The sequence below is a fragment of the Sinorhizobium americanum genome, assembly GCF_001651855.1.
Taxonomy (GTDB): domain Bacteria; phylum Pseudomonadota; class Alphaproteobacteria; order Rhizobiales; family Rhizobiaceae; genus Sinorhizobium; species Sinorhizobium americanum.
In genome coordinates, this window is the sequence record NZ_LNQC01000049.1 from 259,627 (window position 1) to 279,572 (window position 19,946).

General features: G+C 64.8%; 21 protein-coding genes and 1 riboswitch. Of the genes, 6 read left to right on the plus strand and 15 right to left on the minus strand.

Annotated features, from left to right (window positions below; all coding sequences use genetic code 11):
• Positions 1 to 5 precede the first annotated feature (5 nt).
• From ATC00_RS12130 to ATC00_RS12155, 7 genes are all read right to left on the minus strand, one after another.
• Positions 6 to 1,025: a LacI family DNA-binding transcriptional regulator gene (locus ATC00_RS12130; protein ID WP_064252939.1), complete on the minus strand. Its 1,020-nt coding sequence runs from the start codon at positions 1,023 to 1,025 to the stop codon at positions 6 to 8.
• On the minus strand, positions 1,022 to 1,978 hold the full coding sequence (locus ATC00_RS32535; RefSeq protein ID WP_037389976.1) for an ABC transporter permease: 957 nt from the start codon (positions 1,976 to 1,978) through the stop codon (positions 1,022 to 1,024). Before ATC00_RS32535 ends, ATC00_RS12130 begins: the two co-directional genes overlap by 4 nt.
• Positions 1,975 to 2,967, minus strand: a complete 993-nt coding sequence (locus ATC00_RS12140) for an ABC transporter permease (protein WP_064252940.1) — start codon at positions 2,965 to 2,967, stop codon at positions 1,975 to 1,977. The genes ATC00_RS32535 and ATC00_RS12140 overlap by 4 nt, the downstream gene beginning before the upstream one ends.
• Positions 2,967 to 4,472 (minus strand): sugar ABC transporter ATP-binding protein, encoded by a 1,506-nt coding sequence (locus ATC00_RS12145; protein WP_064252941.1) that lies wholly within the window; start codon positions 4,470 to 4,472, stop codon positions 2,967 to 2,969. The genes ATC00_RS12140 and ATC00_RS12145 overlap by 1 nt, the downstream gene beginning before the upstream one ends.
• A 69-nt stretch (positions 4,473 to 4,541) precedes the next feature.
• A complete protein-coding gene (locus ATC00_RS12150) occupies positions 4,542 to 5,567 on the minus strand; it encodes an ABC transporter substrate-binding protein (protein ID WP_064253068.1) in 1,026 nt (341 codons plus the stop codon).
• A gap of 109 nt (positions 5,568 to 5,676) precedes the next feature.
• Positions 5,677 to 5,970, minus strand: a complete 294-nt coding sequence (locus tag ATC00_RS33380; RefSeq protein WP_412458385.1) for a LysR substrate-binding domain-containing protein — start codon at positions 5,968 to 5,970, stop codon at positions 5,677 to 5,679.
• Positions 5,906 to 6,568: a LysR family transcriptional regulator gene (locus tag ATC00_RS12155; protein WP_234782282.1), complete on the minus strand. Its 663-nt coding sequence runs from the start codon at positions 6,566 to 6,568 to the stop codon at positions 5,906 to 5,908. The genes ATC00_RS33380 and ATC00_RS12155 overlap by 65 nt, the downstream gene beginning before the upstream one ends.
• A 96-nt stretch (positions 6,569 to 6,664) precedes the next feature.
• Between ATC00_RS12155 and ATC00_RS12160 the strand changes: the two genes are divergently transcribed.
• Positions 6,665 to 7,654 carry a quinone oxidoreductase family protein gene (locus ATC00_RS12160; protein ID WP_064252942.1) on the plus strand — a complete coding sequence of 330 codons (990 nt, stop codon included), beginning with the start codon at positions 6,665 to 6,667 and terminating at the stop codon, positions 7,652 to 7,654.
• 88 nt (positions 7,655 to 7,742) lie between these two features.
• Here ATC00_RS12160 and ATC00_RS12165 read toward each other — a convergent pair whose 3' ends face one another.
• Genes ATC00_RS12165 through ATC00_RS32540 form a run of 4 tightly spaced genes read right to left on the minus strand, consistent with a single transcriptional unit; the run spans position 7,743 to position 11,054 of the window.
• Positions 7,743 to 8,198: a pseudoazurin gene (locus ATC00_RS12165; RefSeq protein ID WP_064252943.1), complete on the minus strand. Its 456-nt coding sequence runs from the start codon at positions 8,196 to 8,198 to the stop codon at positions 7,743 to 7,745.
• The gene (locus ATC00_RS12170) at positions 8,195 to 8,998 is read right to left on the minus strand and encodes an ABC transporter ATP-binding protein (RefSeq protein WP_064252944.1); all 804 of its coding nucleotides are present in this window, start codon (positions 8,996 to 8,998) and stop codon (positions 8,195 to 8,197) included. The genes ATC00_RS12165 and ATC00_RS12170 overlap by 4 nt, the downstream gene beginning before the upstream one ends.
• Positions 8,995 to 10,023: a FecCD family ABC transporter permease gene (locus tag ATC00_RS12175; protein WP_052035622.1), complete on the minus strand. Its 1,029-nt coding sequence runs from the start codon at positions 10,021 to 10,023 to the stop codon at positions 8,995 to 8,997. Before ATC00_RS12175 ends, ATC00_RS12170 begins: the two co-directional genes overlap by 4 nt.
• Positions 10,020 to 11,054: an ABC transporter substrate-binding protein gene (locus tag ATC00_RS32540; protein WP_064252945.1), complete on the minus strand. Its 1,035-nt coding sequence runs from the start codon at positions 11,052 to 11,054 to the stop codon at positions 10,020 to 10,022. The genes ATC00_RS12175 and ATC00_RS32540 overlap by 4 nt, the downstream gene beginning before the upstream one ends.
• A 170-nt stretch (positions 11,055 to 11,224) precedes the next feature.
• Positions 11,225 to 11,457: riboswitch (cobalamin riboswitch) on the minus strand.
• A gap of 148 nt (positions 11,458 to 11,605) precedes the next feature.
• Here ATC00_RS32540 and ATC00_RS12185 point away from each other — a divergent pair.
• A complete protein-coding gene (locus tag ATC00_RS12185; protein WP_064252946.1) occupies positions 11,606 to 11,860 on the plus strand; it encodes a hypothetical protein in 255 nt (84 codons plus the stop codon).
• Positions 11,861 to 11,980: 120 nt separating this feature from the next.
• Entirely contained in the window at positions 11,981 to 12,859 is an 879-nt protein-coding gene (locus ATC00_RS12190) for an MBL fold metallo-hydrolase (protein WP_064252947.1), read from the plus strand.
• A gap of 54 nt (positions 12,860 to 12,913) precedes the next feature.
• Here the strand turns inward: ATC00_RS12190 and ATC00_RS12195 are convergent, their stop codons facing one another.
• Together ATC00_RS12195 and ATC00_RS12200 are read right to left on the minus strand one after the other, a co-directional pair.
• Positions 12,914 to 14,017, minus strand: a complete 1,104-nt coding sequence (locus ATC00_RS12195) for a flavodoxin family protein (protein WP_082912254.1) — start codon at positions 14,015 to 14,017, stop codon at positions 12,914 to 12,916.
• Positions 14,018 to 14,121: 104 nt separating this feature from the next.
• Positions 14,122 to 15,198, minus strand: coding sequence for a class I SAM-dependent methyltransferase (locus tag ATC00_RS12200; protein WP_064252948.1), 1,077 nt, complete (start codon positions 15,196 to 15,198; stop codon positions 14,122 to 14,124).
• 156 nt (positions 15,199 to 15,354) lie between these two features.
• On the opposite strand from ATC00_RS12200, the gene ATC00_RS12205 reads away from it, so the two are divergent.
• Positions 15,355 to 16,404: a GlxA family transcriptional regulator gene (locus tag ATC00_RS12205; RefSeq protein ID WP_064252949.1), complete on the plus strand. Its 1,050-nt coding sequence runs from the start codon at positions 15,355 to 15,357 to the stop codon at positions 16,402 to 16,404.
• A 22-nt stretch (positions 16,405 to 16,426) separates the two neighbouring features.
• Here the strand turns inward: ATC00_RS12205 and ATC00_RS12210 are convergent, their stop codons facing one another.
• A complete protein-coding gene (locus ATC00_RS12210; protein WP_234782283.1) occupies positions 16,427 to 18,178 on the minus strand; it encodes an adenylate/guanylate cyclase domain-containing protein in 1,752 nt (583 codons plus the stop codon).
• A 154-nt stretch (positions 18,179 to 18,332) separates the two neighbouring features.
• Here ATC00_RS12210 and ATC00_RS12215 point away from each other — a divergent pair, with 154 nt between their 5' ends.
• On the plus strand, positions 18,333 to 18,905 hold the full coding sequence (locus tag ATC00_RS12215; RefSeq protein WP_064252950.1) for a DinB family protein: 573 nt from the start codon (positions 18,333 to 18,335) through the stop codon (positions 18,903 to 18,905).
• 62 nt (positions 18,906 to 18,967) lie between these two features.
• On the plus strand, positions 18,968 to 19,531 hold the full coding sequence (locus tag ATC00_RS12220; protein ID WP_064252951.1) for a dienelactone hydrolase family protein: 564 nt from the start codon (positions 18,968 to 18,970) through the stop codon (positions 19,529 to 19,531).
• Here the strand turns inward: ATC00_RS12220 and ATC00_RS12225 are convergent.
• Positions 19,528 to 19,929: a hypothetical protein gene (locus ATC00_RS12225; protein WP_064252952.1), complete on the minus strand. Its 402-nt coding sequence runs from the start codon at positions 19,927 to 19,929 to the stop codon at positions 19,528 to 19,530. The genes ATC00_RS12220 and ATC00_RS12225 overlap by 4 nt on opposite strands.
• Between the last annotated feature and the right edge of the window lie 17 nt (positions 19,930 to 19,946).

Genomic DNA, 19,946 nt, shown 5'->3' on the forward strand with positions numbered 1-19,946 from the left:
ATCATCTATGCCTCAGGCGGTGCCGTGCTGGCCCTGATATTGAGCGCCGTCGGCAGCACGATCGGTTCGCCTGTGCCAAGGCTGCCGCCCGAAAGGATGCTGAGCAGAAGTCCCATCGCCGTGCGGCCGATCTCGGCGCGCGGCTGGCTGACTGTCGTCAGTGGCGGGTAGAAGGCCTTGCTCAGATAAAGATCGTCGAAACCGACGACCGAGACTTCGCCCGGCACGTCGCGCCCCATCCGCCTCAGCTCGTGGGCGGCGCCATAGGCCATCTCGTCATTGGCGACGAAAAGCGCCGTCGGCGGCTGCGGCAGGTCAAAAAGCGTCCGGCAGCAGTCCTCGCCGCTTTCGAGCAGAAAGTTGCCGCGCACCTCGTAGCCCGGCGGGATCGCGAGGCCCGCTTCGCGCATGGCGAGCCGGTAGCCCTCCCGGCGGTAGACGCTCATCGGTTCGGGCACGGGACCGCTGATATGGGCGATCCGCCGGTGCCCGAGGGAAATCAGATGCTCGACCGCCGCGCGCGCAGCCCCGACATTGTCGACCTGCACATGCGGCAGTCCCGAACCCTCGATCATTTCCAGCGCCACCACCACCGGCAGGTGGTTCCAACTGCCCGAGCGATTGCCGGCCGGCGGCGGCAGTTTGCCGGTCATCAGGATCATGCCGTCGGCATGGCCGTCGCGCAGCATGTTGAAATATTCAATCTCGCGAACCGGATCGTTTTCGGTATTGCCCATCAGCACCGCATAGCCGGCTTCCCGTGCCATCGCCTCGACGCCCTTCAGGATGTCGAGATAGAAGGGATTGCCGACGTCGCGCACAACGAGGAGCACGGCCATCGACTTGCGCGTTCTCAAGTTGCGAGCGCTGACATTCGGGCGGTAATTAAGCTCGCGCGCCAGATCATGGATGCGCTGGCGCGTCTCGGCCGTCACCAGCGCCGAGCCGGAAAGCGCGCGCGAGACGGTGGCGACCGACACGCCGGCCTTCTCGGCAATGTCCTTGATCTTCGGTCGCTCCCTCATGCACGCATCGCCCGGCCCCGGCCATAGAACATCATGAGAAGAAGCAGCGTTGCCCCGAACACCATCTGTCGGCCGGATTCGTCGATGTTCACGGTTGTGAGGATGCCCTGCAGGATGACGAGCAGGAAGGCGCCGGCCATGGTGCCGGTATAGCCGCCCTTGCCTCCGGCGAGCGACGTGCCGCCGAAGACGACGGCGATGATCGAGGTCAGCGTGTATTGCTCGCCGACATTGGCGAAGGACGATCCGGAATAGCCGAGCAGGCAGAGGCCGGCGACCGCCGCGAACATGCCGGAGATCATGAACAGCGCGATGCGCATCAGCCTCACCGGAACACCGGCCATATAGGCCGCGTGCTCGTTCGAGCCGATCGCATAGATTCGGTGGCCGAAGACGGTGCGGTTCAGCATGAAGGCCATCAGGATGCCGATCGCCACCCAGAGCCAGATGATCCCCGGCACACTGAGAAAAAGCGGCTGGGTGACGAAGCGCGACAAGGCCGGTGCGGCCTGGCCGGAGGGAATGCCCATGCGGATGACAACGAGCAGGCCTTGCAGAACGCCGAGCATGCCGAGCGTCATCACCAGCGGTGGGATGCGCAGCAGCGTGATGCCGAGGCCGTTCAGGAGCCCGAAGAAGGCGCCGGCCACGAGGCAGGCGGCGATCGCCGGCAAGATGCCGATATCGGCGCCGTTCATGACATTGCCGGCGATGATTGCCGACAGCGACACGACGCCGCCGACCGACAGATCGATGCCCTCGCGCCCGCCGAGGATGACGACATTCTGGCCGGCCGCTACGATGCCGAGCAGCGAGGCGACGATCAGGAGCCGCAGGATCTGCGCCCCGCTGGCAAAGCCCGGAGACAGGAGCGCGCCGAGATAGAGGAGCAGGACGATCAGCGCGAGCGCGACGACGATCGGCTGGCGGAGGAAAGACGTCACCCTGCTCATGGCCGCGCCCTCCGGCCGGCGAGCACGCCCGCCATCAGGACGACGAGGATCGCCAGGCCCTGGACGAAATTCTGCCACTCCGAAGGCGTGCCCATGAAGAAGACCACCGAACTGATGAGGCCGATCGTCAGCGCCCCAAGGAGCGAGCCGACCACCGTTCCCCAGCCGCCCGAAAGCGCGCTGCCGCCGAGCACCACCGCCGCGACGCTGAAGAGCGTCATCTTGCCGCCGACCAGCGGATCGCCGCTTGCCGTGTCGCCCGTGATGCAGAAGGCGGCAAGTGCCGAAAACAGGCCGCAGAGCAGATAGCCGCGGATCCGGATCGCCACCACCGGCAGTCCGGTCTGGTAGGCCGCCTGCTGGTCGTCGCCGACGGCGAGCAATTGCGTCGCAAGACGCGTCCGGCTCAGCACTGCGAGCAGGACGACCAGGCCCACGAGGATATAGAAGACGAAGGGCAGCCCGAGCAGCCGGCCGCCATAGGTGCGCCAGAAGATCGTCGGCGCCGGCGTGCCGGCAACCGGCAGGATATAAAGCGCCAGACCGGTGAAGAAGATGCTCGTCGCGAAAGTGGCGACGATCGCCTGCAGCCGCAGCGCTGCTACGACGAGCCCGTTGACTAGGCCGCAGGCAAGCCCCAGCAAGAGACCGATGGCGAGTGCCAGCAGCACCGCGCCGGCTCCTCCGCCCCAGCGCTCCATCAGGACGATTATTGCGACATTGACGAGCGACAGAATCGAGCCGGCAGAGAGATCGATGTCGCCGGCATAGACCACATAGGTCTGGGCGATCGCCAGCAGGATCAGCGCCATATAGGTGCTTAAAAGCCCGGTCAGCGACCGGTAGCTGAGGCTGTTCGGCGAGAAGATGCCGTTCAAGGCAAGCAGCACCAGGACGATGGCGAGCGCCGGCAGGAAAGGATAGCGCTCGAGCAGTCTGCGCAGGCCGCCGGCGCGCCGGTAGGTCGGGCTGGTTGCGATCTCTGCCATCAGGCGGCCTCGTAAGCGGCTTGGTATAGATTGTAGCGAGTGCGCTCGGGACCGGTGAGTTCCCGGCTGACCGAGCCGCCGTTGAACACCAGGATGCGGTTGGCATTGCCGAGCAGCTCGGCATCCTCCGAGGAATAAAGCACGATGCCGAGCCCGTCGGCCGCCAGTTGCCGGATCAGTGCGAAGAGATCGGCCTTGGCAGAGAGGTCGATGCCCTTGGTCGGATCATCGAGCAAGAGCACGTCGGGGCGGTCGATCAGCCAGCGAGCGATGATCACCTTCTGCTGGTTGCCGCCGGAGAGCGAGTTGATCGGATGGAAGAGGCTCGCAAATTTCGTATGCATGCTTTCGAGCGCCGGCGCGACCTTGTCGCGGAGCTTCGATGGCCTGGCGATCATCAGCCGGTCGCGCAGATAATGGATGGGCGTGACGTTCTCGATGATCGGCCGGCCGCTGATGACGCCGTCACGGCCGCGATCGCCGGAGACATAGGCGCAGCCGCGCCGGATGGCGTCGCGCGGGCTTGCCGCGTCGAAGCGGTCGCTGCCGATCAGGATCTCGCCCGACCCGATCGAACCGGCGCCAAAGATCGCCCGAAGCAGCGCCGACTGGCCCTGGCCGTGCAGTCCGCCGAAGCCGAGGATTTCGCCGCGCGCCACTTCGAAGCTGACACTGCGGAAGCCGGAGCCGGAAAGGTTGCGGACCGTCAGCGCCGCCCCGTCCTTGGCGTCGACGGCAGCCGGCGCCGAGGACTGCGAGGCCGGCATGTCTCCGGCGCCGCCGACCATCAGCCGGATAACCGTACCCGCGTCGGTTTCATTGAGGTTGAGCGTGGTGATCGTCTCGCCGTCGCGGATGATCGTCACCCGGTCGCCGATCGCCTTGATCTCATCCATGCGGTGTGAGATGAAGATGATGCCGCGGCCGCGCCGCTTCAGGTCGCGCAGGATCTCGAAGAACCGCTCCACCTGGGCGCGATCGAGCGCCGAGGTCGGTTCGTCGAAGATGATCAGCGGTGCCTCGCTTGCCAGCGCCTTCATGATCTCGACGAGCTGGCGCTGGTCGGGCCTGAGATTGCCGACGAGCGCGTCGGCGGAAAATCCTTCGCCGGATACGCCTTCAAACAGCGTGATGTAGCGCGCCGCCCGCTCCTTCAGCGTCGCCCGGTCGACGAAGAGCCGGGCCTTGGCCGGCAGCGCGGCCAGGCAGACGTTTTCCTCGACCGTGCGGTGGGCGGCGAGGCTGAGCTCCTGATAGAAGATGCCGATACCCTGCGCCCGGGCCGAGCGCGGCCCGGTGATCGTAACCGGCGTGTCGTCGATCAGGATCCGGCCATCGTCCGGCCGCACGCTGCCGGCGATGATCTTGCAGAGCGTGCTCTTGCCGGAGCCGTTCGAGCCCATCAGCACATGGACCTCGCCGGCCATGACTTCGAGGTCGCCGCGGCGGAGCGCCAAGGTCGCGCCGTAAGCCTTGCTCACGCCGCTCAGTTTCAATTTCGACATGGGACTGCGTCCGTTACGATCCGGTGGTCAAGCGCGGGCGAAGAGAGCCCGCGCTCGACGTCGAAAGGCTTACTTGAAGAGCGCTTCCGCGTCTTCGATCGTAAGCGAGCTCGTATAGGAATAGTAGCCGGGCTTGCCTTCGAGCTGCTTTGCCGCCTCCTCGACGTTCTTCGAGTCGATGAACGGGATCGGCAGGTAGAGGGCGTTGCCGTATTGGCCGGCCTTGGCCGGTTCCTTCAGCTCCTTGCCCTGCAGCATCAGCACCGCGACGTTGAGTGCACTCGCCATGACGCCGGGCGGGTTGACGGTGGCGCCGGAGTTCAGCTTCTCCTTGATCCAGAGGTCGATAAAATCCTTGCGGATCTCGCCGGTCGCGGCGATCTGGTCCTTCTTGCCGGCATCCGTGATCGACTTCCAGGCGCCAGCCGCCATGCCGTCCTGCACCACCACGCCGTTGATGTCCGGATAGGTAGCAAGAATGTTCTGCATCGACTGCTGACCCTGGGCCTGATCCCAGTTGGCGTTCACCTCGTTGACGATCTGGATATCCGGAAAGTCCTTGAACACCGACTTGTAGCCGGCGACGCGCATCTCGTTGGCCGGATGCCCGGCAACGCCGTTGATCGCCACCACCTTGCCCTTGCCGTCGAGCGTCTCGGCGAGCCACTTGGCGCCGGCAGCACCCCAGGCGGTCTGGTCGATGCCGACATAGATCGCATCGGGCGAGGAGACTTCGGCGTCCGTCGCGATCACCAGGATGCCGGCTTCCTTCGCCTGCGCGAAGATCGGATCGAAGGCCGTCGGGCTGTTCGGATTGACGATGATGGCGTTGACGCCTTCGGCGATGAAGTTGCGGATATGGGCGATCTGCCCGGGCACGTCGACATTGGCGCTCTGCACCGAAACTTCGACGTCGACCCCCTTGTCCTTCCATTTCGCCGCGGCTTCCTTGGCCTCGTCGATCATCTGGGTGCGCCACTCGCTGCCGACCCAGCCGTTCGAAAGGCCGATCTTGAAGGTTTCCGCATTGACCACCGAGGCGGAGACAACAAGGGACGCAACTGTACCGAGCGCAAAAGCAATGAATTTCGTCATGAGATCCTCCCAAATCATGCGAGCGCTATGAAGCCAGAAAATGTAATCGATTTCAATGCCGAGTTTAGAGTTGTATCGCGACTCTCCAAAGCTGGCTGCAGCAGGATCTCTAAACGGCGCCGGAAGAACGCGCCCTGAAATCCGCCAGCGCCGCGGTCAACGCATCCTTGACGCTTCGAACCCGAGGCACGGCGGCCGCCTGCTCATGCACCAACATCCAAAGCTCGGGCATCAGCCGAGGCGCCTCCGGTAGCAGCGCGACCAGCCCGGCGGGCTCGGCGACAAAACGGGGCAGCACGGCAAGGCCGAGGCCGCTTCTCACCGCCGCCATTTGCGCATTAAGCGAAGACAGCCGCAGGGCAGGTTGAAGGCCGGGACACAGCGCCTCCAGCCAGGTCGCCATGAGGAGGTAGCGCAGATCCTCGGTCCAGCCGATGACGCGGTGACGGTAGAGGTCGGCGGGGCTTGCAGGGGTGCCCTGAACAGGCGATGTAGTCCGGTGCGGCATAGATGCCGAAAACGACGTGGCCCAGCTTGCGCTGGCGATAATTGCCCCGTTCGGGCCGGACGAGCCGCAGGACGATGTCGGCCTGCTCTGTCACCAGCTGCAGCGGGCGCACGCTCGAGTGCATCTCGATCCGGATATCCGGGTGGCTTTGCAGAAACCCCGCCAGGCGGGGCAGCAGGACCTCCTGACCCAGGAGTTCCGGCGCGTTGATGCGCACCGGTCCGGCAAGCTCGCTGTCCTTCCCGCGCGCCGTGCGCTCGAAAACGCGCATCTGCGCCTCGGCACGCTCAGCCCCTGGCAGCAGCTCTCGCCCGGCCGGCGTCAGATCATAGCCGTCCCGGTGGGGGCGGAAGAGCTTGACCTTCAACCCCGCCTCCAGCGCCTCGATCCGCCGCGACACGGTCGAAGGGCTGACGCCCAACTGGGTGGAGGCTGCGCTCAGCGATCCCATGTTGGCAACGGCTAGGAAGAATTTCAGGTCGTTCCAGTCCATTTGCTTTCCATTTTCGCAAAATCGGATTGCGGAATGGTTTCTCGACTTCCGTCAAAACGCAAGCGATCCTTGCCAAAACCCTTGCGAGTGAGGACCATGACAGCCGAAACCGAAGCTTTCCGATTTTCCGAATTTGGCGCACCGGCCGTGTTGAAGTGGCAGGCACAGGCATTGCCCGACCCGGCACCGGGCGAGATCCAGATCCGCCATCTGGCGATCGGTGTGAACTATATCGATGTCTATCACCGCCGGGGTGTCTTCGCCGCGCCGCTGGCATTGCCGAGCGGCCTTGGCGTCGAAGGCGTGGGCCTGGTCACCGCCGTGGGCGACGGCGTCAGCGGCTTTGCCCTTGGTCAGCGAGTCGCCTATGTCGGCGGACCGCCCGGGGCCTATGCCAAGGACCGCAACCTGCCCGCCGCCCGCGCCCTTATTGTGCCCGAGGGGCTGGACAGCATCGAGGTTGCCGCCCTGGTCTTCAAGGGGCTGACGGTCGAATACCTTATCCACCGCTGCGTGCCGATCGCCAGGGGCGACACCGTGCTCCTTCATGCGGCGGCCGGCGGGGTTGGGTCGATCGCCTGCCAATGGCTGCACCGGATCGGTGCGACCGTCATCGGTACGGTCGGTTCGACCGAAAAGGCCGAGATAGCGAGAGCCAACGGCTGCGATCATGCCGTCGTCTACACCGAGGGGGATTTTCAGGCCCGCATCGCCGAGATTACCGGCGGCAAGGGGGTGGATGTCGTCTATGACTCGGTCGGGGCCGACACCTTCACGAAGTCGCTCGAATGCCTGCGCCCGCGCGGCACGCTGGTGAGCTTCGGGGAATCCTCCGGCGCGATCCCATCCCTGAACGTGGCCTCGCTGGGGGCAAAGGGATCGCTATACGTCACCCGTCCGTCGATCGCGCATTACACTGCAAAGCGCAGCGAGTACGAAGCCGCGGCAAAAAACCTGTTCGCGGCCATCGAGGCCGGGGTCGTACGAGCGCCGCATGTCACGACTTATCCGCTGTCGGATGCCTTGAGGGCGCATGAGGAACTGGAGGCGCGGCGCACGACCGGCTCGGTAGTTCTGGTTCCCTGATGGTGCAAAACCTCCATCATTCGCTTTGGCGGCCACCACTCGCCGGTCAATACAATCGCGCCGCGGAAGCGACCGGTCGTCCCGACCGCTACTTCCCCGCCAGCTCCGCCTCCGTCCTGGCAAAGAGTGCCTCGAAGCGCGGTTTCGCCCGGGCCGGAAACTCCACCGCCCGATAGCTTTGCGGGAGCGCGACGTTCCCGACCTTGATCAGCATCACCATGCCCATGCCGAAATGCGGCGAGCATTTGATGCCGTAGAAGCCGGGCCGATCGAAGGTGACGACGATCTCCTCGTTGATCTTGCCCTTGAAGCCCGGATGCCCGTCCGGAACCATGCCGTCGATCGTCGCGGCATTGTGGCTCTTGTTGGTGGCGATGAACTTGACGCTGTCGCCCGGCTGAAGCGCCAGGAAATCCGGTTCGAAGACCATCGATCCCTTTTCGCCCCGGTTCAGCATCTTGACCTCGACCGTCTCGGCACTGGCCAAAGCCGGCATCGAGATCGCGATCAGGGCGGTCAACAGCAGCCTGGCAAGCTTGATCATGAAATCCTCTTCAGCATCGGCCTTTCGCCGCGCGGACAACCGGGGGCGCGGTAACGGATATGGCAACGGCCTTCGCCCTGGTGCTCGACATCGACGTCGACACCGAAGACGGTGCGGATCCGCTCTTCGGTGAGGACCTCGCAGGGGCGTCCCAGCGCAGCGATCCGGCCGCCGCTCATCAGCGCGACCCGGTCGCAGAACATCGCGGCATGGTTGAGATCGTGGAGTGCCGCGACAGCCGTCAGCTGCTGCTGGCGCACCAGATGCAGGAGACCGATCTGATGGCCGACGTCGAGGTGGTTGGTCGGCTCGTCGAGAAGAAGAATTTGCGGCTGCTGCGCCAGCGCCCGGGCGATGTGCAGGCGCTGCCGCTCGCCGCCCGACAGCGTGTGCCACAGCCGCGCGGCGAGCTTTGCCATGCCGACATTGCGGATGGCCTCGTCGACGATGGCCTCATCCACAGCCGACCATGGCGTGAGCGGCCCGAGATGCGGCGTGCGGCCGAGTTCCACCGCCTGGCGCGCCGAGATGCGCTCGCCCGTTTCGGCCTGCTGCTCAACCAGCGCGATGCGCTTGGCGATCTCCTTCCGGCCCAGCCTGTCGACGCTCTCTCCGTCGAGCAGCACCCGGCCGGACCGGGGGCGCCGCAGGCCGGCAAGCAGCGACATCAGGCTGGTCTTGCCGGAGCCGTTCGGACCGACGATGCCGAGGAACTCACCGGCGACGACGTCGAGCGAGACGTCCTCGAGGATCGAGCCCCCACCGGCCGACCAGGAGACGTTGCAAGCGGAGAGGTTCATCGAACTGTCCTGCGCTGACTGAGGATGACGGCGAAGGCGGGCGCGCCGACGAGCGCGGTGACGACGCCGATCGGCAGCACCTGCCCGGGAATGATGATGCGTGACACGATGTCGGCGGCGATCATGAACACCGCTCCCACCAAGGCCGAGACTGGCAGCAGCAATCCGTGCCGAACGCCAACGATCATGCGGGCGACGTGCGGAATGACGAGCCCGACGAAGCCGATCGACCCGACGATGCTCACCATGGTCGCCGTCATCATCGCCGATATGCCGATCAGCACGGCATAGACGCGGCGCACCGGAATGCCGAGCGAGGCGGCGGATTCGGAGCCGAAGGTGAATGCGTCAAGGGCGCGGGCATGCCAGAGGCAGAAGATGAGGCCGACCAAGGCGACGGGCACGGCGAGCCAGACATCGGGCCAGCGCACGCCGGAGAGATTGCCGAGAAGCCAAAACATGATCGCCCGCGCCTGCTCCGCGTTGGCGGCCTTGGTGACGATCAAGGAAGTGAGCGCGTTGAAGAGCTGCGAACCGGCAACGCCGGCCAGGATGATCGCGCCATTGCCCCTGCCCGCCCGCATCGCCAGCAGGCTGACGAGACCGAAGGCCAGCAGCGCGCCGGCGAAGGCGCCGAGCGGCAGCGTCAACAGCCCGGCACCGATGCCAAGGACGGCGACGCCGACCGCACCGGTCGATGCACCCGCGGAAATGCCAAGGATATAGGGGTCGGCCAGCGGATTGCGCAGCAGCGATTGCAGCACGACGCCCGAAAGCGCCAGCGCCGAACCGCAGCTGGCGGCGACGATGGCGCGGCTCACCCGGTAATTCCAGATGATGCCCTCGTCGAGCGCATCGAGCCTGTAGCCGGCATCCCACAGCCGGTTGGCGACCGTCTTGGCGACGACGCCCATCGGAATGGCCGTCTCGCCGATTGCCGCACCCAGCCAGAGCGCGACGAGCAGCACGACGATCGCCAGCAGGCTGGCGCTTGTCCGGGACAGGGATGGCGCGGTGCCGATCACTTGTTCAGTCCGGATTTCTCGACCGCCTCGGCCAGCACCTCGATGCCTTCGATGGTCCGGATCGTCGGGTTCATCGCCTGGGCGTCCATTTCGACCACATGGCCGTCCTTCACGGCAGGCATCAGGCTCGTGACCGGATCGGACTTCAGGAACTTGTGCTTGACGGCGACGTCGTCGGCAGGGAACCGCCGGCGCTCCATCTGGCCTGCGACGATCAATGTCGGGCCGGACTTGGCGATCGTTTCCCAGCCGACCGTCGGCCATTCCTCTTCACTGTCGATGACGTTCTTGATGCCGAGCGAGCGCATGATATAGCCCGGCGCGCCGTTCTTGCCGGCGACATAGGGATCGATGTCGAGCTCGGCGCTCGAGAACCAGAACACTGCGGAAAGCTTGCCGTCCGCCGAGGCGATCTTCTTCTTGGCCGCATCTTCACGCGCCTTCAGCTCGGTGACGAGCTTCTCTCCGCGGTCCTGGACGTTGAATATCTGGGCGAGTTCGGTGATTTCCTGGTAGATCAGGTCCATCGTGAACACCGAATGGCGAACGCCATCGCCGCCACCGGTATTGTCCTTGCCGAGGCAATCGGCCGGCGACGTGTAGACCGGAATGCGGAGCTCCTCGAGCTGCTCCGGCGTGGCGACGATGCCTTCCGGCCCGACATGCCACTGGAACTGCGCCGTCACGAGATCCGGCTTCTTGGCGACGACGCTTTCGAAGCTCGGGTCGTTGTCGGCGAGCCGCTCGACCTTGGCATTCACCTCCTCGTAGCCCTTGATCACCGGGCCGATCCAGACGGCGGTGCCGACCATCCGATCCTGGACACCGAGCAGATAGAGGATTTCCGTGCTGCTCTGGCCGATCGAGACGGCCCGTTCGGGCGCTTTCTGGAAGGTGACCTGGCGGCCGCAATTGCTGAGCGTGAGCGGATAGCTGGTTTCGGCGGCTTTCGCCTCCGTGCCGATCGCCGCCATGAGAACGGCGGCAGCGCACAGGACGCGGTGTTTCGATTTCGCAAATATGCTTTTCATGAGTCTATTCCCCGGATTCGAATTCAGTCGGTCGCAGTGCGGACGGACGGAGTCAGCCCGGCTGCGGACAGCTCGGCGGCTTCGCGGAACGGGAAAGACCGGAGGCAAGGCGCGGGTCGGCGCAAGGAGAGGTCATCGTGTGTCCTGTTCCGGGCATCCCCGCCCGTGATTGGAGTGAACGCATGACGGCAGGTCTCCTGGCTCGCGGATATCTGCCGTCCATCTGCCTTCCCGCGATCAATTTCGCAGTGGCATGACGCTACTCGCGTCACGAGGATGGGCGGCAATCCGCTTACAGTTGCGGGGGCAGCCACGGTCTTGGTCCCTATTGGGTCGTCCGCACCGTGTTCCCTATTAATCCCCTTCGCTTCATCGTCGGGGAACCGTCGACGGCTTGCTTAAATCGTTGATCTCAGCTGGTCAAGGCCAGTCCGGCCCACCGACATTTCGACGAAGCCCACACACTGCCGGCACGACGAGGTGGCCGCTACTTGGGGCCCACCCACAATCAGGTATAATCCCCGAGCCATCTCAGGTCGGGAGGAAGGAAGATGTCGATCGACGCGGAACTGCGAAAGGTGGAAGCCGGATACGCGATCGAATACCTGCTGGAGCATCCGGAAGCCGGACTCTGCTGCGAGGACCGACGCTGCTGGATTACGCCGAACGCCAACGAGACCGACCGGCAGGCGCTGCTTCTCGATGCGGCCGAGGCCGAGCGGCTCAAGGACGATCCTCGCCTGCGGCTCGTCTCGGGCATCGCCCATGCGGGCCGGTCCCTCTGGGTGGTTCGCCGGATGACCTGACGATCCGGAGAAAGGACGATCAATCGCCGGCGCGGGGCCCCGCGCGCGAATGCCGTTGCCCGCTGCCGCACTGCGGATCGCCGCGGCAGCGATTCAAGCCAATTTGCTCGAAAGCCTCCCATGTCAGACCTGACCTCGACACTGAGAACCCTTGAACCGCATCCCGGCGTCTTTGCCTATTACGACGGCCGCATCGAGGGACGGCGGCTTCATGGCGCGGAGCCGAATTGGCTCGATGACGGTGCCTATGAGCTGGGCGTCGCCTCCTATGCGGTCTTTGATGCAGGCGAGGCGCTCGTCTACGACACGCATATCTCGCTTGCCCATGCGCAAGCCGTCAGGCGCCATCTCGAGGAGCTCGGCGCAAAGACCATCCGGGTCGCCCTCAGCCATTGGCACAACGACCATGTCGCCGGCAATGCGGTCTTTGCCGATTGTGAAATCATCGCGCTGAAGCTGACCGCCGACCTGCTTCATGCCAATCGCGAGCAGCTAACCACACGCGTCCCGCCCATCAGCCCGCTCGTCATGCCAAATCGTCTTTTTGAAGCGAGGCTGGATCTTGAGGTCGGAAGTCGCCGTGTCGAGCTCCACCATTTTGACATCCACAGTGCCGACGGCACGATCCTCTGGTTGCCGGATGATAATATTCTTGTAGCTGGCGATACCCTCGAAGACACCGTCACCTATGTGTCCGAAGCGGAGAACACCGCGAAACACATTCGCGAACTGGCGCGCCTGGCGACCTGGCCGATCGATCGCATCCTGCCGAACCACGGCGATCCGGATCGGATCGCGGCAGGCGGATATGGTGCAAGCCTCATCGACGCCAACCGCCGTTACCTCGAGCAGTTGATGCATGCGATCAAACAGGGTCGAACCGACATCGCATCCCTCAAGGTTTTCATCGCCGAGGACCTGGCGACGGGGGCCGTTTCGTATTTCGAGCCCTACGAGGGGGTCCATCGGAAGAACATCGCTGCCCTCTCAGCACTATGAGCTTGTCCACGGCACCGATCGTTGTTTACTGGCGTCGCTGGCCGCGAGCTTCGATTACTTCTGGCGCGGTGGCGAAAGCTCTCTCCCGGCTGATACCAGCTGTCCGCGTCGCTTGAACGTTACCGCCTCCACCAGGGTCCGCGCCGCGTTGCGGACCTCTTCCTGCACCGCCTCGTCGGCGTCGAGCTCCGCATGGCTCAGCGCATAGGGCTTCCAGTAGCCGATATAGCGATCCAGCTCCGCCAGGGCCCCGGCCGGTTCGAGATGCATGTAGCAGAGCCAGTCCGACAGGCTGCGCCGAACGTTCTCGACCCCTTCCACGTCGCCATGCACGACGACCGAAAAGAGCCGCCCGGCAAGATACCGCGGATAGCTCCAGCCCTCGAGTTCGAGTGCCTTGGCAAGTGTCGCATCTTTGCCCTTCGTCGAGGTCGGATCGGCATTGCCGCCGTCGGCGCAAACCAGCCGATCCATCATCAGCTTTACCGGGGAGCTCACCTGATACCAGTTGACCGGCGTGACGATCATGATGCCATGCGCCTCGACCCACATCGGATAGATCTCGTTCATCCAGTCGTCGATCTGGCCGAGCGAATAGTTGGGGTAGCAGGAACACGGCCAATGGCACAAAGCCGGCGACGTGGAAAAGCAGGCCTTGCACGGATGAATCATGCGCCCATATTCGGAAGCGAGGCGATGCAACTCGAGAACGGTCGTCGTGACCCCGTCCGTTTGATCCATCGCATCCTGCGCAATCCGCGTCAGTCTGTAAGACTTCGACATTTCGCCGGGACAGGTGTGCTCGCTACGCGACGACCCGCTGATCAACAGGATGCGCACCGGCCCCTCCGGGTCGTCGTGGCGCGCTTGCGCCGCATGAATAGCGTCGCGTGCCGCGAGCCAATCGACCGACAGTTCATAGTCGGGATCCTTGAACTCAGGCCCAGCCTTGCGGGTGTGCGGCGCCTTTCGCTGATGGTCGTAGGCGTCCCATGCCGCCGCGGCGATCCTGTCCAGTTCCGGGCGAAGCGCGTCGAAAGCCTTGTCCTGAAATCGTATGAGAAAGCGCCGGCGAAACTCGCTCTCCACGAGCCTCGGGCTTGGCGTTCCCTTGCGCGGCTCGATCATCGTCGGCTTCGTCTCAGAGCTTTTCGGCATGGCACACGTCCAGCGGCGGTTCCGTTTTCCCCGTAATCGAGCTCGGCGACGATTGTTCCGGGCAGTCGCGTTACTGCCCGGACGGTTCAGGTCCCACCGGCGTCCTAAAGGCGCGCCTCCAGGATCAGGTTGAATGGCGTTTCCAGCGCGCGCCGGAAACGGCTGAAGCCGGCCTTGCGGAACACGTCCTCGAGGCGCGCTTCGCCGGCCTGGGCGCCGAGCACCAGGCGGCCGCCGTCGGAGATCGCATGGGCGCAGCAGATCGTCGTCGAGGCGGCATAGTAGATGCGCGCCACCGGCGAGACGTTGTCTTCGACCCGGTCGTTGGCGAAGGGCTCGACCAGCATCACGGTGCCGCCCGGTGCGATGGCTTTCGCGGCATGCGCGGCGGCGGCGACCGGATCGCCCATGTCGTGCAGGCAATCGAAGAAGCAGATGAGATCGTAGCCGGTAGCCGGATAATCGTCGGCGCAGGCGGTCGCAAAACTCGTCCGCTCGGCAACGCCGGCCAAGGCGGCGACCTTCCACGCCTCCGCCACGGAGTCCAGATGATTGTCGAAACCGCGGAACTCGGAGGCCGGGAAAGCCTCGGCCATCAGCACCGTCGAGTGGCCGTGACCGCAGCCGACATCGGCGACGCGTGCGCCGGCTTTAAGCTTCTCGACGACGCCGTCGAGCGCCGGCAGCCACTCGGAAACCAGGCTTGCCCTGTAGGCATTGCGGTAGAAGGCCGCAACCCCGCAGAAGAGCTTTCCGTCATGGTCGCCCCAGGCAATGCCCCTGCCGGTTCGGAAGGCTTCGAGCGCCTTCTCCTCGTCCGTCCACATCGACGCCGGCACCGCCCAGGCGTTCGGGATGAAATAGGGGCTGTCCTCGTCGGCCAGCACAAGCGCCTGTTCCGGCGCAAGCTCATAGGTGTCGCTGACCGCATGATAGCCGACATAGCCGCCGGCAAGCTGCGAGCCCAGCCATTCGCGCACATAGCGCTCGGCGCAGCCGGCGCGCCCCGCGAGCTCCCGCGAGGTGAGTGGTCCGGCTTCCGCCATGGCCTTGTAAAGCCCGAGCCGGTGGCCGAGGCTCACCATCACGCCGCCATAGCCGGCCGAGAGGTCGCCGATCGCGCGGGCGACGAACGCGTCGAGTTTGGCGGCGTCCACGCTCCTTTTCCGGGTCTGTTGCATCTTCGTCTCTCCTCCACGGGCGCCGATGAATTTCGGCGATGGCTGAGGATCGCAGCGATCGCGGTTGAGCGGCAGAGCCGATCGGTCCACAATCGGGCCGTTTGCGCCACACGCCGCCTGTTTGCATGGCGTCGTCAGCCAACGGGGGAATTCGAGATGCCAGGCCAGAGAGCCGAGACCGGCCCTGAACCGATCCATGTCAGCCTCGTCGCCATTCCCGAGGCGGTGGTCTCGACGCTGACCGGCATCTTTGACGTCTTGAACGCCTTCGCCCTGATGGGTCCGCTCGGCCATGCGCCGCTCGACCCGCCGCCCTTCCGCGTCGAGATCGTCGGACTGGATGAGGGTCCGCTGCAGCTCGCCAGTCATGTGCCGATCTCCGTCCAGCGCAGCATCGCCTCGCTCGAGACGACCGACATCGTCATCGTCCCCTCGGTCCTGCTCGGACCGGAAGGCTGGCGAAAGGGCCGGCACGCCGAGCTGGTCGACTGGCTCCAGGCGATGCACCGGCACGGCGCGCTCCTCTGCTCCGCCTGCTCGGGCATTTTCCTGCTCGCCGAAACCGGGCTCTTCGACGGCGTGGACGGGACCGTGCATTTCGGCTATGCGCGCGCCTTCGAGTCGGCCTTTCCGAAGGTGCCGATACGGCCCGAACAGGTGCTGGTCGTCTCCGGCAAACGCGAGGAACTGATCAGCTCGGGCGCCTCGATGACCTGGCACGACCTGGTGCTCTACCTGATCGCCCGCCATGCCGGCGCCACCGCCGCCCAGGCCGTTGCGCGGCTCTTCGCGCTGCAATGGCACCAGGACGGGCTCGCCCCCTATATGACCTTCGAGGGGCGCAAGGATCATCACGATCTCGCCATCAGCGCCGCCCAGGATTGGCTCGCGGCGCATTTCCCGGTCGCCAATCCGCTCGAAGAGATGATCCGCCTGACCGGTCTGACCGAGCGCACCTTCAAGCGCAGGTTCACCGGCGCGACGGGCCTGAGCCCGATCGCCTATGTGCAGCGCCTGAGGATCGAAGAGGCCAAGCGCCGGCTTGAGCGGACGAAGGCCCCGGTCGACGAAATCAGCTGGCAGGTCGGCTATGAGGAACCGGCTTTCTTCCGCCGTCTTTTCAAACGCCTGACGGGCGTGACGCCGGGAAGCTATCGCCGGCGCTTCAAGATACCGGAATTTGCGCAGCCGCGCCGGGAGAGCTGACGCCTGGCGGCCTGCTGCAGCCTCACTCGAGCAAGCCCGCCTTGCTTAGGCCCTCAGTGAACTTTTCGGCGTCGGAAGCATCCCGGAACGGCAATCGCGCAACATGCTCCGCAGCCGAATAGTTTGGATTGATCTCCATGAGATCGCGCCAAACCCGATGGGCTTCGTCAAGCTTGCCGAGATGCCCCAAGGTCGAGGCGAGAAAGGCGCGCGACAGATCCGTGGTCGGGTTGACTTCGATCCTGTCGCTGAAGAGAGCGGCCGCCTTTTCGTACTCTCCAGCCACGAAATAGGCGGTGCCGAGGAAGTGCAGATATTGCTGCTGCACGGCGGGATCGAGGCGCATGGCCCGTTCGATATAAGGGATCCCCTTCTCAGGCTCGCCGGTATAGATGTGCAGGACCCCACGGATGTTCAGGGCTGAGGCGAAATTGGGATTGAGAGCCAGGGCGCGATCGGCCTCCTCCGCCCAGCGCTGATAATTGCGCCTGAACATGGCAACGAGGGAAACCACGAAGTGGTTGTACGGATCCTGGCCGTCCTTGCCGATCGCCTCGTCGGCGAAGCACTCGGCCTTGTGGAGCGAGGCCTCGGGCGTGGCGCTCCAGCTGTTCTGGTAGTCGAGTATATAGGCCATGCCCAGGCCGGCATGAGGGGCGGCATAGTTCGGGTCGAGCGTGAGCGCCCGCCGGAAGCATGCCGTCGCCTGCTCGAACATGTCGCGATCTTTCTTGACCGCTCGGAGCAATTCCCGGCCGCGCAGAAATAGATCGTGGGCGCCGGCATCCCTTGTGCCCGCCTCAGCATTGCGCGATTTCTCCGCTTCGCTGAGCGTCACCTTCAATGCCGTCACGATCTGCTGCGTGATGTCGTCCTGGACCTCGAATATGTCGGTAAGATCCCGATCGTACCGATCGGCCCATACGTGGCCGCCGCTCGATCCGTCGATGAGCTGGGCGGTCACCCGAACCCGGTTTCCGGCCTTGCGAATGCTGCCTTCGAGTGCGAGCCGGACGCCGAGCTCCCGGCATACCTGAGAGACGTTGAACGCCTTGTCCTTGTAGACGAAGGCCGAATTGCGCGCGATCACGAAAAGGCCCGAGACCTTGCTGAGATCGGTAATGATGTCCTCAGTGATCCCATCGCTGAAATACTCCTGATCGGCATCGCGACTCATGTTGTTGAAGGGGAGCACAATGATCGATGGCCGGCCCGCCGGCGATTGCTGCCGCTGGCCGACATTGTGGTCGGGCGCCGCGGCGTCGCGTACCCAGCGCCAGACGCGCACCGGGCGATCGATATTCTTCACCTGCTGCTTGCCCAGATCCTCGAACCGGAGATCGAGGCGATCGCGCACCTGGTCATGAACGGCACCGGAAACGTAGACGCCGCCCGGTTCGGCCATTGCCTCCAGGCGGGCCGCGACATTCACCCCGTCACCGTAGATGTCGTCGCCATCGATCGCCACATCGCCGAGATTGACGCCGACGCGGAACTCGATCCGTTGCCGCTCCGGCAGGTCGGTGTTGCGATCGGCGATCGCCTGCTGCATCTCGCAGGCGGCCCGCACCGCCTCCACCACGCTCGGGAATTCCGCCAGCAGGCCGTCGCCCATAAGCTTGACGATGCGCCCATGATGCTCCGCGACCTTCGGCCCGATGAGATCACCCCTCAGCGACTTGAGCGCCGCGAGCGTGCCATCCTCGTCGTTCCGGATCAGACGCGAGTAGCCAACGACATCGGAAGCCATAATGGCGGCGAGGCGGCGCTCCAAAACACGGCCCTCCCACAGAACGAATGTAGAGGATCGCCGGGCGAGAATCCACGCAAGTGTGGGCTGCGGCTGGTCGGCATACATGCGTCCTCGCGTTGACTCCGCCTGCCGCAAGCCCCACAAAGTGCGGGACGTAAGGACGAAGCAACCAGGGATGGATGGTGTGACCCCTCCGCCGGATCTCATCTGCCGACCCTATCGCCAGCTGGCGCGCAACGCCCGGCTTGCCAATGCGCGGCTCGATCGCGCCTGCGTGGCGCTGCAGCCCGGCGAATGGGAGGCGACCCGGACGTCCTTCTTTCCTTCGTTGAAGGAAACCATGGTTCACCTTCTGAATGCGGATCGTTACTATATCGACACGCTGCGTGGCGATCTGAGAGGCCCGTCGACGCCGCCCGGCAGCCGCGCGACGCCCGCCGGATTCGCGGCCGAACGGGCCGAGGTCGACGACTGGCTGGTCGATTTCTGTGAGACGCTGACGGTCGAGGCGCTGTCGCGGAAGATAAATATCCCCTGGCCGGACCGGACGCTCACCGAGACCGTCGCCGACACCCTGCTGCACGTCTTCCTGCACGGCCAGCACCACCGCGGCCAGATCCATTCGATGCTCTCCGGCACCAGCGTTCCGCCGCCGCAGATCGACGAATTCATCCTGACGGACAATGCGGAAGCGCGCGTCGAGGACCTCGCCGCGCTGGACTGGAGCGAGGCGCGACTGACGCGATAGGCTCAATCCCTTGCCGCCCGGTTTACTGCACCGGCACTGCAACCAACACGAGAGGTATGAGAATGGCGACCGTAATCCTTTTCCATTCCGCCTATGGCCTGCGCCCGCTCGAGCGCGATGCCGCCGACCGCCTGTCCGCGCTCGGTCACCAGGTGGTGACGCCGGATCTTTATGATCGCCGCGTTGCCGGCTCGGTCGACGAGGCTGTCGCCCTGAGGGACGGGATCGGCTGGCGAAGGCTTTTCGAGCGGGCCGAGCGGGCGGTCGCCGACCTGCCGGCGACCGCAGTGCTCGGCGGATTTTCGATGGGCGCGGCCGTCGCCGCAAGCCTCTGGGCAAAGCGTCCCGAAACCGCCGGCGTGCTCTTCCTGCACAGCATCGCCGAACTCCCCGCCAATGCCCGAGCGGGCGTGCCGTTGCAGGTCCATCTTGCCGATCCGGATATTTTCGAGCCGGCCGACGAGGTTGCCGCCTGGAAGGCTGCCGCCGCAGCGCCGATCGCCCTCGAAATGTTCACCTATCCCGGCGCCGGCCATATTTACACCGACCCCACCCTCGCCGATCACGACGCCGCGGCCGCAAGACTGACATGGGATCGTGTGGAGCGCTTCCTCGCCGGCCTCTAATACACAACGGTGTTGAGCGTGACGTTGACAGGCGAACCCGGCTCGAGCTGCGTGCTGCCGCGCGCAAGCAGCCAGCCATCCGCACGCTCCAAGCGCGCAACGATCCGCAGTTTTGGCGAAGTGGTGGAGCTTGCGGGCGAGGACAAGGAAAAGACTATCGTCTTTGACCCTCCGTCACTCTTGATGCTCGTTTCCGTGATGCGACGTCGCGCATTGTCCCGAACGGCAGGGTCCTCGAGATAAATCTTGAGCTGACCCTGCGGGATAGCGGCGCCGCTCTCGAACGTGACTGTGCCGCGAACATCCGCCGGTTGCGCGGCGACTGACCCGGCGACCGCGGCGACAGCCGCAGCTGCGACGGTCATCAACACTGTGCGACGGTCGGTCGGGTGCTTCATCACACACTTTCTCCATG

Excerpts from the sequence above, each read along its gene's own strand:
- ATC00_RS12170 (WP_064252944.1), bottom strand. The coding sequence starts at position 8,998 with ATGAACCTCTCCGCTTGCAACGTCTCCTGGTCGGCCGGTGGGGGCTCG.
- ATC00_RS33380 (WP_412458385.1), bottom strand. The coding sequence starts at position 5,970 with ATGGCGACCTGGCTGGAGGCGCTGTGTCCCGGCCTTCAACCTGCCCTG.
- ATC00_RS12205 (WP_064252949.1), top strand. The coding sequence starts at position 15,355 with ATGCCAGGCCAGAGAGCCGAGACCGGCCCTGAACCGATCCATGTCAGC.
- ATC00_RS12130 (WP_064252939.1), bottom strand. The coding sequence starts at position 1,025 with ATGAGGGAGCGACCGAAGATCAAGGACATTGCCGAGAAGGCCGGCGTG.
- ATC00_RS12225 (WP_064252952.1), bottom strand. The coding sequence starts at position 19,929 with ATGAAGCACCCGACCGACCGTCGCACAGTGTTGATGACCGTCGCAGCT.
- ATC00_RS12185 (WP_064252946.1), top strand. The coding sequence starts at position 11,606 with ATGTCGATCGACGCGGAACTGCGAAAGGTGGAAGCCGGATACGCGATC.
- ATC00_RS12145 (WP_064252941.1), bottom strand. The coding sequence starts at position 4,472 with ATGTCGAAATTGAAACTGAGCGGCGTGAGCAAGGCTTACGGCGCGACC.
- ATC00_RS12215 (WP_064252950.1), top strand. The coding sequence starts at position 18,333 with ATGGATGGTGTGACCCCTCCGCCGGATCTCATCTGCCGACCCTATCGC.
- ATC00_RS12165 (WP_064252943.1), bottom strand. The coding sequence starts at position 8,198 with ATGATCAAGCTTGCCAGGCTGCTGTTGACCGCCCTGATCGCGATCTCG.
- ATC00_RS32540 (WP_064252945.1), bottom strand. The coding sequence starts at position 11,054 with ATGAAAAGCATATTTGCGAAATCGAAACACCGCGTCCTGTGCGCTGCC.
- ATC00_RS12195 (WP_082912254.1), bottom strand. The coding sequence starts at position 14,017 with ATGCCGAAAAGCTCTGAGACGAAGCCGACGATGATCGAGCCGCGCAAG.
- ATC00_RS12155 (WP_234782282.1), bottom strand. The coding sequence starts at position 6,568 with ATGGACTGGAACGACCTGAAATTCTTCCTAGCCGTTGCCAACATGGGA.
- ATC00_RS32535 (WP_037389976.1), bottom strand. The coding sequence starts at position 1,978 with ATGAGCAGGGTGACGTCTTTCCTCCGCCAGCCGATCGTCGTCGCGCTC.
- ATC00_RS12150 (WP_064253068.1), bottom strand. The coding sequence starts at position 5,567 with ATGACGAAATTCATTGCTTTTGCGCTCGGTACAGTTGCGTCCCTTGTT.
- ATC00_RS12220 (WP_064252951.1), top strand. The coding sequence starts at position 18,968 with ATGGCGACCGTAATCCTTTTCCATTCCGCCTATGGCCTGCGCCCGCTC.
- ATC00_RS12140 (WP_064252940.1), bottom strand. The coding sequence starts at position 2,967 with ATGGCAGAGATCGCAACCAGCCCGACCTACCGGCGCGCCGGCGGCCTG.
- ATC00_RS12160 (WP_064252942.1), top strand. The coding sequence starts at position 6,665 with ATGACAGCCGAAACCGAAGCTTTCCGATTTTCCGAATTTGGCGCACCG.
- ATC00_RS12200 (WP_064252948.1), bottom strand. The coding sequence starts at position 15,198 with ATGCAACAGACCCGGAAAAGGAGCGTGGACGCCGCCAAACTCGACGCG.
- ATC00_RS12190 (WP_064252947.1), top strand. The coding sequence starts at position 11,981 with ATGTCAGACCTGACCTCGACACTGAGAACCCTTGAACCGCATCCCGGC.